A 15,073-nucleotide genomic window follows, 5' to 3' on the forward strand; every position below is an offset into this window, starting at 1 on the left:
ATGAAAGACAAACTATTGCTTGTCGGTCCATGTCCGACCTACAAGCTATTATCATTGAAGGTATTAATTAAGACAACTGCCTTTTTCCTAACAGCTGTTTTACATATTTCCCTTATATGAATGCCTATTACGGGCTGGTCATCTTCGCTAGTTTCTCCTCTATTACCCATAAATGAGCCAAATACTTCCTAGACAGTTACCTTATTTTCAATTACCAAAACCTTGTATTCTATGGATTTACGTCATCTTTTCTAGTAAAACAAACTTTTGACATAAGACACAAGCCATTTCAGCTTCTCGTTGCTTGAATATAATAGCATTATCTCAATGAAAAGGAGGAAAAGATGATATGTGGAGAAAGCATAACTGTGGAAGAAACAACCGCGTTTTTGACAACTCTAATGACGATGTAGAAGGTGTAACTGATGCTAATGGTGATAGCTTCGACGGAGAATTCTTCTTTAACGAAAACGATAACGACAATGATAACGACAACGATTTAAAGAACAAAAATCGTAATTTTAACTTTGCAAAAGTCTCTAATAGCGGTAATTCCTATGTGAAATGTGGTTCAGATTCTGATGAAGAATCCGAAGCTGGTGATTCAGATAGAAAGAAGAAGAAGAAAAAGAAGAAATGTGACTATTAAGCATTAAGAAAGTGGGATATGTCTCATATCCCACTACCTTTATTTAGAAAGTGAGGGAAACTCATTGCCAAGAGCAAACAATTTATTTCCAATCCGGCCGAATGAAAATGGTCACTCCGATAATCAAATTTCAAACAAATCTACCGTAAGACACAGCGGTAATTCCGATGTAGATGTAAATGTAATTGTAGATACAACACCGATGGCTTATGCTATGCTTTGCTCAATGTTAGCTTCAAAGCAGATATCCGATCGTGAGTTTGATGATGCTGTGAAGAAGCTAGACGATTTAATTTCTAAAAGAAAAAAACCATCTGTCAAAGAAGTTAATGATATCATCCGACCAAATCAAACAAATCGATGAAATTAAGAAGGCTCCCTTCTTAATTTCTACATATATCTACACTTTTAAATTTTTGTAAAAAATAGGTTATATAGCTATTTTATATGCAGCCACTTTGCTATAATTACTTGGTATTTACATCGTAAGAGAGTGATTAAATGATGGAAAGATATTTAAAAAATGCTATACATATGAAATGTTCTTTAATTGAGATCAGCTTACTTATTGAACTAAACAAGAATTATCCCAAATTTATTGCAATAGATGATGTACAAAGCAATGAGGATCGACATCATATTGCCTATTATTTAAAATGTTTAAAAGAAAAAGGATTCGTGGAAGAAAGAATAGGTGAATTATATAAAATAAAAAAAGAAGAAAATTGGTATCTTTGGAAATGATGAAAAACTATTATTTCATACTTGGTCCGGGCGGATCATCAGATTTACGAAGCGCCCACAGCGGTGTATCGTAAATATATGGTGGTGCTGGTTCTAAATGAGGTACTCCTCCAAAAGCAATTGGTCGATCTACGTAGTTGAATGTACCATATCCGTCCATACTCGGGCCATGAGCCCAGCGTCCCTCGGCGCTTGCGTCTCCCTGAGATAGATTAAATAGCGTATAGGAAACTTGTTGTTTCTCTAATTCTCTAGGAAACGTGCTTGGTACTACAATGTTTTCTTTTTCTTCCAATTCACATATAGCTGCATACCATTGATTTTGATGCATCGTATCGCGGGCTAACAACCAGGAGAGCATATCACGAACACCAGCATCATTCGTCATTTCATATAGTCGAGCTACTTGCAGGCGGCCTTGAGATTCTGCATTTAGATTTGCTCTGAAATCAGCTAACAAGTTTCCACTTGCCGCTACATAACTAGCCGTCCATCGGTTTCCTACACTATCTACAGGCATAGCACCTAACCCAGAAACAATAGCTTGCTGCGGATTCGTTCCACCTATAATCGCAGCAACTACCGGATCTTTCACTGCATCTTCCAATTCTACATCTGGAGCACCATCTAATAACCTAGCTATCATGGTTGCAATCATCTCAACATGAGCAATTTCTTCCGTTCCTGTATCCATTAATAAATCTTTATACTTCCCATCCCCTCTTGTATTCCAGCCTTGAAATAAGTATTGCATCATAACCGAAATTTCGCCAAACTGCCCTCCTAAAATTTCCTGCAGTTTCTTGGCATATACAGGATCAGGTCGATCTGGTTTAGCATGGTATTGTAATTCCTTCACATGATAAAACATGCGGTACACTCCCTTATTGTAAATTGTCATTATACTTCCAACTTACAATATGTCGTATAATAGTTGTCTTATGTGTTATTTATATAAATCAATTTTTCACCATCGTCTGACCTAATACTCTTCCTTTGAACTGAGTAATTCGCCTGTCAATAAGATGGCAATCTAATTTAAAAACCTTCGATTTACTTTGAATACATATAAAGGACTTGACAATAATAAAAACAACTTTGCTTATGAGGGAGATTCATATGGTTACCAATGAAGAAATACTTCAAAAATCTAAAGAATTGAACAACTTAGACTTAAATAAATGGCTTAATCAGGAATTATTTTCCCTTCAGTGGTTTTTAATTGTCATTTTAGTACTTGTTTGTTATGTCTTATTTTTTTACTTTGTGGACAAACAGCGATTAATAGAGATACTCCTTTTTGGTTCTTTCGTGTCCGTGTTATTTATAGTTTATCATTCAATTGGAGATTACTTTGGTTACTGGGCGAGTTATATAACTTTGTCTCCTGTTAAACCAGATTTTTTCGGAGATGTCTTTACAGATGTCCCCTTAATTACTATGTTAATATATCAATTCTCATCTTCATGGAAAAAATTTCTACTTATATATATAGGTTTTTCCGTTTTACTTATATTTGGATACTACAATTATGTCTTAGTGAACATAAATGCTTTTGCCTACTTAAAACCATCTGCGACAACCCTTGATTTTATTTCCATGTTACTAATTGGTATTGTTCCTCGTGGCATTATGGTCTATCTATTTAAAATCGAAGCGCGAAATGGAAATAGGAATGCAGAACATTCATTATCAAATCTTATAGCAGAACCCATTACTAATAGAGAGAAATAGAGGGTTGTCGTTTTTTCTGAAATCCTATATTTTAAACGCGTTTTACCGTAACACTACCTGCTAGTTCTAACCTACAATTGTATTATCTATAGCTAGATCAAAAAAGGTAATTCTTTTCCAATGTTTGTCCCTAATATGGTTTGCTATTTTTGTTAGTTGATAGCTTTATTAATTCCTTTAGGGTAAACAAAGAAGTAACAGCCATAGAGATGCCGTATATATAATGCTGTCCTGAAAAATTTAAAAATGCTACGAAAATGCAAAGAAAAACCGATATAATACATGGTACTGGTTTCAAACTTTCACCACTTTTATTAATTACTAGGATTAACAGCTTCTTTCAACAAAACTGTTTTAAATCGATTGTCGAAACTATTATTTAGAATAGATGCTACTTACACCATAATTTGTAACCTATATGTAAGATTTTGTCTTCCATCGGCTCTTACGTCTAAAGAATTCTGTGTTGAGGGTGTGGCAGTTCAATATACGCTTTTTTGTACCCTTCACATCTAATCCGCAAAAAAAACACCGCTTCTTTCTATTTCTATTACAGAATCAGTGATCTCTGGTTTATCATTAGTTTCGTAAAATCTTCTCCATCGCTTTACCTTTCGCTAATTCATCGATCAGTTTATCTAAATAGCGAATTTCCTGCATTGTTGATTCTTCAATGTCTTCCACTCGAACACCGCAAATTACACCTTTGATTAAAGTTCGAGAAGCATTCAGTTGAGGAGCTTCCGCAAAAAAGTTTTCAAAGCTTATCTGCTTTTCCAGTTGCGCTTCTAACTCTCCCTGGCTATATCCTGTCAACCAACGGATGATTTCATCGACTTCTGCTTTCGTCCTTCCTTTTTTCTCCGCCTTTGTAACATAATGCGGATAGACACTTGCGAAACTCATTGTATAAATCCGATGTTTCGTCATGATACACATCCTCGTTTATGGTTTTCTTCATTTTATCACAAAACTAATCAGGCAACACCTAACACAGTGTCTGATACTTGTCCTAAATATTAATTGTTCTACTCTTTTTTAATGCATTTTTTATAAAAACTATAGCTCTGGATAGATACAACCTCTCTTATCAACTACTAAAATCCTTAAATGTAATGATTCAAGAGGATCATTATTCTAAAAGAAAAGGCTATTTCGCTAAAGCCCTCCTTCATTGAATTGTACTGTCAACATACCAAATTCTATTATTACACCAACTATTTCTTCTATTCTCTCCAAGTCCTTATTAGTTTTTAATGATTTGACTTAACTGAAATATACCTATTCTAATTTCATCTAGCGAAGCAAACCCAAAGGACAATCGTATAAACTGTCCTGAGTGTTCTGCATAAATACTACCAGGATTAAGAAGCAGACCTTTGGATAATGCTTTATCAAACAGTCTTTTCACTTTAAACATAGGTTTTATTTTAATCCAAATGAAGAACCCACCTGTTGGGATATCCCATGTAGCATAAGACCTTAAATGTTTGTTCAAAGCTTCTAAAGCCGTACCTCTTCGAACTTTAAGCTGTTCTCTTACAGTTTCAAGATGTTGATCATATAATCCACTAGATAACCACTCTGTTGCAACGTGCTGAGACAACGTACTTGATCCATAATCCGACTGCATTTTTAAATCAGCTAATCGGTTAATAACTGATTCTGAACCAACTATCCAACCAATTCGCAAACCAGGACTCAATGTTTTTGACAAACTCCCTAGATATAATACATTCCCATGACAATCCATTGATTTCAATGATTCTGGCGGTGAGGAATCCATCCATAAATCACGATACACATCATCTTCAATAATGGGAAGTTGTTCTCTTTCACAGTATTTAATGAGTTCCTCCCTTCTTTTCTTCTGCATTAACGTACCTGTTGGATTATGAAAGGTTGGAATAGTATATAAAATACTCTTTCCTCTTTCCTTTGTCTGATAAATTGAATCCACCTTAATCCCTTCCTTATCCATTGGTAATCCCTTCAACTCCATACCCACAGATTGAAAAACAGTCAACGAATAAAGGTACGATGGCACTTCTAAAAATACAGTTGACCCTCTTTGTAGAAGTCCTATTGAAATAAGCTGTAAAGCTTGAAGTGCACCTGAAACCACAAGAATGGATGAGGGGGAAATGTCCATTCCTCTCATTTTTAGATAATTACTAATTGCTTGGCGTAACTTTATATTTCCTTTTGGTTCTTCATACCCAAAGGGTGTCAGTTGATTCGAAACCCTTTGTACAATGGACCTCATTTCTTCTAAAGGAAACATCTCTGGAGATAATTCTCCTTTACTTAATTGAATCAAATTATTATTAGATTCAGCTTTATTGATCTCCTGTACCGTCGAAACACTCGGTTTATGAATACCTAATGTGACATTTTCATTCCAATTGGTTGAGGTTCGGTTTCCCATCAACGTCCACGTGTTATTGATTACGACAGTCCCCTTTCCTGTTTTTCCTTCTATCAGTCCGTCTGCCATTAGTTCTTCTAGTGCTGTTATGACTGTACTTCGATTGACATCAAACATTCTTGCTAGATGACGTTGACTTGGTATCCGACCGCCTATCGCCCACTCACCCTTGGAAATTTTTTCTTTTATAAAATCAACAATCAATTGGTATTTTGGCTTTTTCATTAGTACTCCTTTTTCGTAATCCAGTTAAAATTGGTTGGTATTTTTCTGTTTAACCTGTTGAAGACATTTTACCAAAGTGATATTAAGATGAGAAATATCTGAATTAACTGGTTGGATTAAAATATAAGATGAGGTGTATTGATGACAAAATCTATAAATTTTAAACTCACTTCTGCTCATTTGCTTACAAATATATTATGGGCGTCAGCATTCCCTGGGATAAGAGCTGCATTGACTGCTTATTCACCTGAACATTTATCCCTTTTACGACTATTAATTGGATCATTAACATTGGTTCTTGTAGCAGTTATTCAAGGAATTCGTTTACCAGAACGAAACGATGTTCCAATAATTTTATTACTTGGTTTTTTAGGCTTTTCAGCCTATCAGACAGCACTAAATTATGGAGAACAAACAGTTAGTGCAGGAGTTGCTAGTTTATTGGTGTCAACAACACCTATATTCACAGCTTTGTTGGCTTTTCTCTTTTTCCGTGAAAAGTTTGGATTTTTGGGATGGATAGGTTCGTTGACTGGATTTTGTGGTGTTGCGTTTATTTCTTTAGCTGGGACAACTGAAAATTTTTCTTTAAATATCGGAATTATTCTAGTTTTAGTTGCATCCCTTTCAGAAAGTATTTACTTTGTTTTTCAAAATACTTATCTAAAAAAATACGGTTTTATTGCTTTTACGATGTACACGATTTGGTCAGGTACGATTTTCATGATGATATTTTCTCCAGGTCTTGGAGAGGCAGTTATTCATGCGCCCATAGATATAACACTAACAGTGATTTATCTAGGCGTTTTCCCAACCGTTATTCCTTACTTTACTCTAGCGTATATTACCTCACGAACTGGAGCATCAGAAGCAACAAGTGCACTTTATTTAACCCCTGCTATTACTTTTCTTATAGCATGGATCTGGCTTGAAGAACTTCCAACTACTTATACATTAATTGGTGGACTTATCACGTTAGTTGGAGTCATTTTGTCAAACATAAAAAAGCAGCAGAATAATCAACCTACCTCTACTAAATCTGTTGATTGTATACTATGAAATAAAAGATAGAAAGAGGGCTTGCGTTTCACAGAACCAAGCCCTTTTTCTATCTTCTCTTTAATTAAAGCCCCCGTTTCTGGAATAACTTATTGGTCATCAAGACCTTCTTGTAGAATCCTTAGATCTTGCTCAATTCATGCTGTATCTATTCTTTCGAATAGCGGTTTAATCCTCTAGTTTGAATCAGAAGTAATTAATAATGAAAAACAATCATATTTAAAACGCCCACACCGTTCATTTCTACCGTATAATTTTAACCCGATAATGTCTTGATAAAATCTCAAAGATTCCTCAATGTCCTTTACATACAAATAATCTAAAAAGAACATTCATATTTCATTTTCCCTTCTAATTTGTTCTTCAAGAATTCTTCTTTAAGTCCATCATAATTAACAACATCCTAGGAGACCTTACTTTTTTAGAGTTATTCCGTAATTTTTCCCGTTTCAACAATACTAAAGCATATCCTTCCTCCAGAAATACATCCGTTTTTGAAATATATCTAACCTAATAGTTGGAGCCATTCATGCTTTGGTTCATGCATTTCTATTGCTTCTCGGAGCCAATACTTCTGCTTAGCGTGAAGAATATCTTTAACAGATAAAAAATCAATATGGTCTTTTTCTCTTGTGTTTCTTACCTTATATAATAAAACTATTTCCGGAGCCAAATAAGGTAAGCCTGTTTCAGAATACTTCAACACGGATTTTAAAGGATATAAAATTCTTAAATCTCTTCTAAACCTCCAATTAACGGTGTCAGACTCGTTTAAGAGAATTTCTAATTCATGCTTATCCATTTTATTTATAGCATGTATTTCATGAACAGGTAATACTAAATATTCGTTGTACCAAGGTATAAATTCACGATGTACAACTTTTTTAAATTCCCAGCTGCTTAGAAAATGTTTCAATTCAATTTGATCTTCTCTAAATATACCAATCTCAATATCATGGTGAACTCTAGTTTCTTTTCCTAGAAAAAGATCAATTGCCCAACCACCTACAAAGAACCAATTTTTGCTGAAACCTGACATTACGGTTTTTATGTGCTTACATTGTTCAAACGGCATATAAAATCTCCTCATTTAGAAATGATCTTCCATAACTTTGCAGAATAAAAAGCAAATAAGCTTAGCTATATTAATATTGTTACTAATTGCGCTCATATTGAATAAAGTATTATTTTTAAAAGTTAAGAGTAAAAACGCATATTTAGGTTATATAAATATGCCGGCTATATTAAAGAACCTCACATATTAGCTATTTAATATGGAAAATAAAATATCTTAAGTTGAACATCTCCTAATGTACGCTTCCTAAAATTTAAATTATGGAAGCCGCCATTTTTCTTCTTGTTAATTCGTAAAAGTATCCTCTTCTACAAGCATCGTTTTGACAAAATTTTCAAACAAAAATCTTTATATTGAATGCTAAAATATAGATGTCATTTTTTTCACCCGCATATTGTCTACTTGATTACTGTACAATTATTATAGAATGTAGCATTTTTCATCCAAAATCCCTCTAAGGGTCAGAGAGAAAAGCGGCCAATTATTTAAAGAATTTATTCGCTTAGTTCCCTTCACTTTGTTCTTATTACCAACTATTTTTGTTTCTCCTCAATGTATAGATTCCCACCTGTGTAACTGCAAATAAAAATAGATGATAAATCTGTGTACCCTTTCTGTTCTAACTGTTGGATTAACCACATTTCGTTCACTCCCATTATTTTAACTTGTTCTGTCTGAACCACACCGTCAAGTATTAAAGGTAGACTAAATTTGGTTTGATCATCAAAAACATTTAAGTCTCCGGAAGATTCAAGTACTGCAAACTGAACTTTTGAAATATCAGCAATGTTATTATTCCTAAGTTCAGTATATAGGTCATCAAGGGTGTACCCGATTTTTTTCATTTCAACTTGGTTACATCGACCATTTTCTATAATTAAGGAAGGTCTGCCATCCATAATATCCCGTGTCTTTTGATTTTTTAATGTAACATACGAGAGTATATATTGAATGATAATTAGAATTACGATGGGGACGAGACCATTTAAGATAGATAATTCCGTATCTTCAATAATAATCACGGCTAAATCTGTGACCATTAATGTTATGGCAATTTCTAAGACACTGACCTCACCAACGTCTTTCTTTCCGGTTAATCTAAAAAAGAGAAGAATAATCAGAAACATCAGTGGTGTACGGAACAAAGTAGCAATTATTTCTTCCATATAAATCTCCTAGTTCGCTTAGTGAATGATTTATATAATAATTTGTTCATTTAGTTTAGTTTTATGCTTAATGAGGGTTTTATTGAAAATGACTCCTTAGTAAATGGGTACATGTAAAACCCCCAAAAAAGTAGGTTTCACACTACCTTATGGGGGTGCAAGTATAAAAAGCATGTTTAACCACTATAAACACTGTCACAGGATCCGGCTGCTGGTTCGTAATAACAATGGTTTTTAAATTGTCCAGAAAAGGGTTGATCATACCATGTCGGAGGACATGGAGCATATGGGTTGAAATACCACAGAGCATATTTCCCGGGATGTTGTCTCCAATAATCTAAATTCTTTTTAGCTAATCTTTTTTCAGTAGATCGTGCTCTGTTATAAAATAAGTTGCCTTTTTGAACTGCTTCAAAAGAATAATTACCGCCTTGTACCTGAAAAATGACATCGCGAATGTTTCTCACATCTTTAAAGTCTAAGCAATCCGCTATCGCACGATTAACAATGACATTCCCAACATACAACATACCTTGTTTTCCTTCACCTTCGGCTTCTGCTCGCATCATCCTTGCCATTAAGGCAACATCTGAATCTTTGTAATTAATTCTTGGCATTTTTCTCACCTCAAAAGCATTGTATGAATTGAACATGCATTAAAGTCATTAATTATGAAGTATTTTGTATATTTCTTATCTTTAACCAGTAGTTCATTTCATTTCAGTGGAGTTTAATTGTTTTTCTAAACTGTAGAATTGATGACCTTCAAGCATTCTTTGATCGTATGTTTTAAACCCTAACTTTGTCCAAAAAACGAATGCTTTTTTATTTACAGCGTGGACTGCAATTTGAATACGATCAATTTGTCTATCCTTCATTTGGTTTTCAAAAGTGTTATAAGCCTCTTTTGCCAGCCCTTCTCTATGGTACTGTTTATCAATAATTAGCAAGCTTAACCAAGGTTTTCTTGTACGGGGGCTTACCATCCCGTATTCTAATATACCGATATAAATACCATCTTTCTTTACTAAGTATCTTTCTGTTTTTAACTTTTTTGATTCAGAGTACTGGTCTAAAATGTCTTTTGTTTTTAATTGTTTTTTACTGAATGCGATTAAATTATATTCCATATTTGAATTGAAGATTTTCTTTTCTATTTCTATTTTATTCTTATCATTTTTAACAAATGAAATCATATACATTAACCACCTATAAAAAATCGTTACTTTTACAACGCTTAGGGATCGTTTTTTTTAGCTTCCTAAGCAAAGATACGCTGCTTTACCTTCATAAAATTATTCTTTTTACAGTGGAAGCATGAAAATAACCTCCGATGTTTACCGCTCATGTTTCCAAAAAAATCGCAAAAAAATATCGCCCAACAGAAAGCTTAATGGGCGATATTTTTAAAATATTATTATCTTGTAGTTTTCCAGGGAAGTAGAAACCTTAATCAGACGAAGATAACAACTCGCTTAAACACCACTATGAGGCTAGTCTTAGTACGTGCTCAAGTACTGTTCTCTTTCCCAAGGATGAACTTGTGTCTTAAACATATCCCATTCGATTTCTTTTGCTTCTACAAAATGTTCAAATAAATGTTCACCAAGTGAATTCACAATAACTTGGTTTTTCTTCAATTCTTCTAAGGCATCTGCAAGGGTGCTAGGTAAGTCTTGAATACCGATTTCTTCACGTTCTTCTCTTGTCATCACATAGATGTTACGATCAACTGCAGCAGGCGGAGTCATAGACTTCTCAATACCATCTAAGCCAGCAGCTAATAAAGAAGAAAGCGCTAAGTACGGGTTGGCTGATGGATCGACACTACGAGCTTCTACACGCGTACTTACACCACGAGAATTCGGGATACGCATGAGGCAACTGCGGTTGGAACCAGACCATGCAATATAACTAGGTGCTTCATAACCTGGCACTAAACGTTTATAGGAATTTACCGTTGGGTTTGTCACAGCTGTAAAGCTATTCGCATGTTTGATTACTCCAGCAATAAATTGATATGCTGTTTCGCTTAATTCCATATCTCCTTTTGTATCATAAAATGCGTTCTCGCCATTTTTAAATAGAGACATGTTTACATGCATTCCTGATCCATTAACACCAAATAATGGTTTTGGCATAAAGGTTGCGTGTAAATTATGCTTTCTAGCAATTGTTTTAACTACTAATTTGAATGTTTGAATATCATCTGCATGTTTTACTGCATCGGAATATTTAAAGTCAATTTCATGTTGTCCAGGTGCTACTTCGTGATGTGATGCTTCAATTTCAAAGCCCATTTCTTCTAACTCTAAAACGATATCTCTTCGGCAGTTTTCACCTAGATCAGTTGGAGCTAAATCAAAATATCCACCATGGTCATTTAATTCAAGAGAAGGATCGCCTTTTTCATCTAGTTTAAACAAGAAGAATTCTGGTTCTGTACCAATATTAAACGCATCAAATCCTAGCTCTTCCATCTTTTGAAGATTTCTTTTTAGATTGTATCTCGGGTCGCCTTCAAATGGTGTACCATCAGGTTTATAAATATCACAAATAAAACGTGCTACTTTTCCTTTTTCTGAGGTCCAAGGGAATACAACAAACGTATCTAGGTCTGGATATAAGTACATATCTGACTCTTCAATACGTACAAACCCTTCAATCGAAGATCCGTCAAACATCATTTTGTTATCTAGTGCTTTATCCAACTGACTTAGAGGGATTTCAACATTCTTAATTGTTCCTAACATATCCGTGAATTGTAAACGAATAAATCGAACATTCTCCTCTTTAATTCGTTGTAATATTTCTTCTTTCGTTAAGCTCTTTCCCATTGTTTCTCCTCCTATGAACTTTATTTATTTGAATAGAAAAACAGGTCTATAAAAATTCAAGTTAAACATCTTTGTTTTCCTAAACGTCACTAATGATTAATGAAAAATCTGGAGAGTTCGCCTTGACGCAAATTTGTCTTACCGTATCTCCCTGGCTCTTTTAGCTCGTTTCGCAAGATTCTTCGTAATTCTTTGTCGGATAAATCGGATGATTCAGACGATTTATTGCCTAGTACCCTTTTTTCTTCTTCCCCACTAAGTAGGAGCTTAATTCCAGCAATATTCAAACCCTTATCCAATAAATCCTTAATTTCAAGCAGCTTATCTACATCATTAAATGAAAATAGACGTTGATTTCCACTGGTCCGTTCTGGATGTATTAACGCATGCTCTTCATAATACCTTATTTGCCTAGCAGTCAATTCTGTTAATTTTATGACAATTCCAATTCCAAATAAGGGCATTGAACGGCGATCTTGATCATTCAATTCATGACCCCCTCATATTTAATTCACTACCATTATATGTTATGTAAAATAACATGTCAATAAAATGTTAGGTTTTCTTACATAAAAAGAGCGTGAACCGCTCTTTTGTCTATATACCCTCATTTATATAGGAATAACCTTGTTCTATCAACTTTTTTAATGATTCCGTTACAGCAATTTTTACGTGCGCATAGGTCAACCCACCTTGAACAAAAGCAATATAAGGAGTACGTAATGGCCCGTCCGCTGATAATTCAATACTAGCTCCCTGGATAAATGTACCTGCTGCCATGATCACCTCATCTTCGTATCCCGGCATTGGACTTGGATATGGCTTCACATAGGAATTTACAGGAGAATATTCTTGAATAGCCTGACAAAAGGCAATCATTTGTTCACGGTCATTAAAGGTAACCGATTGAATTAAATCGGTGCGCTTTTCCGAATAAGCTGGCGTCGTTTTGTATCCAGTCAGCTCCATAATTCGCGCTGTAAATATTGCGCCCTTCAATGCTTCTCCAACTACATGGGGGGCAAAGAAAAATCCTTGAAACATTTCTTGGAGTGTATGTAAGGTTGCTCCTGTTTCCTTCCCTAGGCCAGGTGCTGTTAGTCGGTTGGCGCATTGTTCAATAAGATCTTTACGACCAGCAATATAGCCACCAGCTCTAACTAAACCTCCGCCGGGATTCTTGATAAGTGATCCTGCTATTAGATCTGCCCCTATATGTAAGGGTTCCTTATCTTCAACAAATTCACCATAACAATTGTCCACAAAAACAATTAACTGTTCATCAATTCCTTTAATAAATTGGACCATCTCTTGTATTTCATCGATGGTAAATGAAGGGCGATCATCATACCCCTTGGATCGTTGAATACCGATCATCTTTGTGTTTTTTGTTATTGCTTGCTTAACACCGAGAAAGTCGATTATCCCATCTCGTTTTAATTCTACGTGCTTATAATCGATTCGAAAATCTCGTAACGATCCTGTATTTTCGCCTCTAATTCCAATTACTTCTTCTAATGTATCATAAGGCTTTCCAGTAATATACAGTAATTCATCATCAGGACGTAAAACGCCAAATAAAGCGGTTGTGATTGCGTGGGTGCCTGATACGATTTGAGGACGTACGAGCGCATCTTCGCCACCAAAAACTTCGGCATAGATGCTTTCCAATACTTCCCTACCAAGATCGTCATAACCGTAACCACTTGTCGATTGAAAGTGAGAATCACTGACTCGATAGGTTTTAAAAGCTTGTAGTACCTTTCGTTGGTTTTTCTCTACTGTGGCTGTTATTCGTTCGTGCTGTGCTTTACAATCTATTTCTGCTTGTTCTATGAATCGTTCTATCATTGGCTGTCTCTTACTCCTCTATTAACCGATTTAATGGGATGTGCTTCCGCATATATCCTTTAATTTGGTACACTTGATCCGTCTCATCAAATTGTTTTGACTCAATAATGGTTTGTTGTTCTAGCTGAAGTAGTAATTTGCCCTGATCAGGATTAATGGAAACAGCGTAATATCCCCATTCCGTCTTTAGTAACGCTTCTATTTTTTGTAATAGTCGATCAATATCGTTAGGTTGAAGCGCGCTAATTAATATATTTGGGTGATTAATTGGAATCATAGCTGTATTCATCTGATCTTTTTTATTATACACGGTAAGCATTGGAATCGTATCCGCATCTAATTCTTCCAATAATTTTATTACGGTATCTTGCTGTTGATGTAAATCAGGATCCGAACCATCCACCATATGGATTAAGAAATCTGCTTCCGTGACTTCCTCTAATGTTGATTTAAATGCTGCAATTAAAGATGTTGGCAAATCTTGTAGAAATCCAACCGTATCGGTGATTAGTATTTCAAGACCTGATGGCAGCTTTATTTGTCTAGTTAAAGGGTCTAACGTTGCAAATAACTGATCCTCCTCTAAAGAACGACTGTTTGTTAAGCGATTGAATAGAGTAGATTTACCTGCATTGGTATACCCAACAATTGCAATTTGGAAAACATCATTGGTTTTTCTTCTTTTACGATATTGCTCTCTTTGTTTTACCACTGTTTGTAATCGTTGTTTTATTTCATAAATACGCCTACGGATATGACGTTGATCGGTTTCTAACTTTGTTTCCCCAGGTCCTCTAGTCCCAATCCCAGCACCAAGCCTTGACATCTCTGTCCCTTGTCCACGTAATCTTGGTAGCATATATTCAAGCTGTGCTAGTTCTACTTGAAGTTTCCCTTCCTTTGTTCTAGCTCGTTTTGCAAAAATATCTAAAATTAATTGACTGCGATCAATGATTCGAATGCCAAACAAGCTCGCTAAGTTTCGTAGTTGTCCCGGTGATAATTCATCATTAGAAATAACTAAGTCAATATCCAATTCATCAATCACTGTATTGATTTCAGTCACTTTTCCAGAACCAATGTATGTAGCAGGATGGATTCGTTCTCGTTTTTGCGTCATCACTTCAATGACCTCTCCACCAGCTGTATTGCTTAGAGATTTAAGTTCTTCAATGGATGAAGTGAATCGTTCTTCATCTTGATCTGCTTTTCTTACGGCAATAATTACAATTTTTTCTTTCGTCACAAACAGAACCTCTTTCTTCTCTGCATCTTCACTTACTACAACATGTTTATCTTTTTATC

17 protein-coding genes are annotated in these 15,073 nt (G+C 35.0%); 5 read left to right on the forward strand and 12 right to left on the reverse strand.

The features are described from left to right. The first annotated feature begins 349 nt into the window (after positions 1–349). From BN990_RS10655 to BN990_RS10665, 3 genes are all read left to right on the forward strand, one after another. Complete coding sequence (locus BN990_RS10655) at positions 350–649, forward strand: hypothetical protein (protein WP_038244028.1); 300 nt, start codon at positions 350–352, stop codon at positions 647–649. Between the two features lie 64 nt (positions 650–713). Continuing rightward, a complete protein-coding gene (locus BN990_RS10660; RefSeq protein WP_021291380.1) occupies positions 714–1,013 on the forward strand; it encodes a hypothetical protein in 300 nt (99 codons plus the stop codon). A gap of 170 nt (positions 1,014–1,183) precedes the next feature. Then, the gene (locus tag BN990_RS10665) at positions 1,184–1,393 is read left to right on the forward strand and encodes a hypothetical protein (protein ID WP_222860451.1); all 210 of its coding nucleotides are present in this window, start codon (positions 1,184–1,186) and stop codon (positions 1,391–1,393) included. Positions 1,394–1,403: 10 nt separating this feature from the next. Here BN990_RS10665 and BN990_RS10670 read toward each other — a convergent pair whose 3' ends face one another. Then, complete coding sequence (locus BN990_RS10670) at positions 1,404–2,264, reverse strand: manganese catalase (RefSeq protein WP_021291382.1); 861 nt, start codon at positions 2,262–2,264, stop codon at positions 1,404–1,406. Between the two features lie 248 nt (positions 2,265–2,512). On the opposite strand from BN990_RS10670, the gene BN990_RS10675 reads away from it, so the two are divergent. Beyond that, positions 2,513–3,127: a hypothetical protein gene (locus tag BN990_RS10675; RefSeq protein ID WP_021291383.1), complete on the forward strand. Its 615-nt coding sequence runs from the start codon at positions 2,513–2,515 to the stop codon at positions 3,125–3,127. Between the two features lie 579 nt (positions 3,128–3,706). Here the strand turns inward: BN990_RS10675 and BN990_RS10680 are convergent. Both BN990_RS10680 and pdxR read right to left on the reverse strand, forming a co-directional pair. Next, positions 3,707–4,057: a DUF2200 domain-containing protein gene (locus BN990_RS10680; RefSeq protein ID WP_038244034.1), complete on the reverse strand. Its 351-nt coding sequence runs from the start codon at positions 4,055–4,057 to the stop codon at positions 3,707–3,709. 316 nt (positions 4,058–4,373) lie between these two features. Further along, complete coding sequence (gene pdxR, locus BN990_RS10685; protein WP_021291385.1) at positions 4,374–5,780, reverse strand: MocR-like pyridoxine biosynthesis transcription factor PdxR; 1,407 nt, start codon at positions 5,778–5,780, stop codon at positions 4,374–4,376. A 138-nt stretch (positions 5,781–5,918) separates the two neighbouring features. Between pdxR and BN990_RS10690 the strand changes: the two genes are divergently transcribed. Continuing rightward, positions 5,919–6,839 carry a DMT family transporter gene (locus BN990_RS10690; RefSeq protein ID WP_369759890.1) on the forward strand — a complete coding sequence of 307 codons (921 nt, stop codon included), beginning with the start codon at positions 5,919–5,921 and terminating at the stop codon, positions 6,837–6,839. A 176-nt stretch (positions 6,840–7,015) separates the two neighbouring features. Here BN990_RS10690 and BN990_RS22580 read toward each other — a convergent pair whose 3' ends face one another. The 9 genes from BN990_RS22580 to hflX all read right to left on the reverse strand — a co-directional run bounded on the left by BN990_RS22580 (position 7,016) and on the right by hflX (position 15,014). Further along, positions 7,016–7,171 carry a VOC family protein gene (locus BN990_RS22580; protein ID WP_148530699.1) on the reverse strand — a complete coding sequence of 52 codons (156 nt, stop codon included), beginning with the start codon at positions 7,169–7,171 and terminating at the stop codon, positions 7,016–7,018. A gap of 173 nt (positions 7,172–7,344) precedes the next feature. Next, entirely contained in the window at positions 7,345–7,914 is a 570-nt protein-coding gene (locus tag BN990_RS10695) for a nucleotidyltransferase domain-containing protein (protein ID WP_021291387.1), read from the reverse strand. Between the two features lie 533 nt (positions 7,915–8,447). Next, the gene (locus BN990_RS10700) at positions 8,448–9,080 is read right to left on the reverse strand and encodes a DUF421 domain-containing protein (RefSeq protein ID WP_021291388.1); all 633 of its coding nucleotides are present in this window, start codon (positions 9,078–9,080) and stop codon (positions 8,448–8,450) included. Positions 9,081–9,256: 176 nt separating this feature from the next. Continuing rightward, positions 9,257–9,697 carry a cell wall hydrolase gene (locus tag BN990_RS10705; protein ID WP_021291389.1) on the reverse strand — a complete coding sequence of 147 codons (441 nt, stop codon included), beginning with the start codon at positions 9,695–9,697 and terminating at the stop codon, positions 9,257–9,259. 93 nt (positions 9,698–9,790) lie between these two features. Further along, positions 9,791–10,276, reverse strand: a complete 486-nt coding sequence (locus BN990_RS10710; RefSeq protein WP_038244037.1) for a GNAT family N-acetyltransferase — start codon at positions 10,274–10,276, stop codon at positions 9,791–9,793. Between the two features lie 303 nt (positions 10,277–10,579). Then, positions 10,580–11,917, reverse strand: a complete 1,338-nt coding sequence (gene glnA, locus BN990_RS10715) for a type I glutamate--ammonia ligase (protein WP_021291392.1) — start codon at positions 11,915–11,917, stop codon at positions 10,580–10,582. A gap of 89 nt (positions 11,918–12,006) precedes the next feature. After that, complete coding sequence (locus BN990_RS10720; RefSeq protein WP_031335552.1) at positions 12,007–12,381, reverse strand: MerR family transcriptional regulator; 375 nt, start codon at positions 12,379–12,381, stop codon at positions 12,007–12,009. A 133-nt stretch (positions 12,382–12,514) separates the two neighbouring features. Then, the gene (locus tag BN990_RS10725; RefSeq protein WP_021291394.1) at positions 12,515–13,768 is read right to left on the reverse strand and encodes a methionine gamma-lyase family protein; all 1,254 of its coding nucleotides are present in this window, start codon (positions 13,766–13,768) and stop codon (positions 12,515–12,517) included. 10 nt (positions 13,769–13,778) lie between these two features. Next, a complete protein-coding gene (gene hflX, locus BN990_RS10730) occupies positions 13,779–15,014 on the reverse strand; it encodes a GTPase HflX (RefSeq protein WP_038244040.1) in 1,236 nt (411 codons plus the stop codon). Positions 15,015–15,073: the final 59 nt, after the last annotated feature.

This window comes from Virgibacillus salexigens (assembly GCF_000723585.1).
Classification (GTDB): Bacteria; Bacillota; Bacilli; order Bacillales; family Amphibacillaceae; genus Virgibacillus; species Virgibacillus salexigens.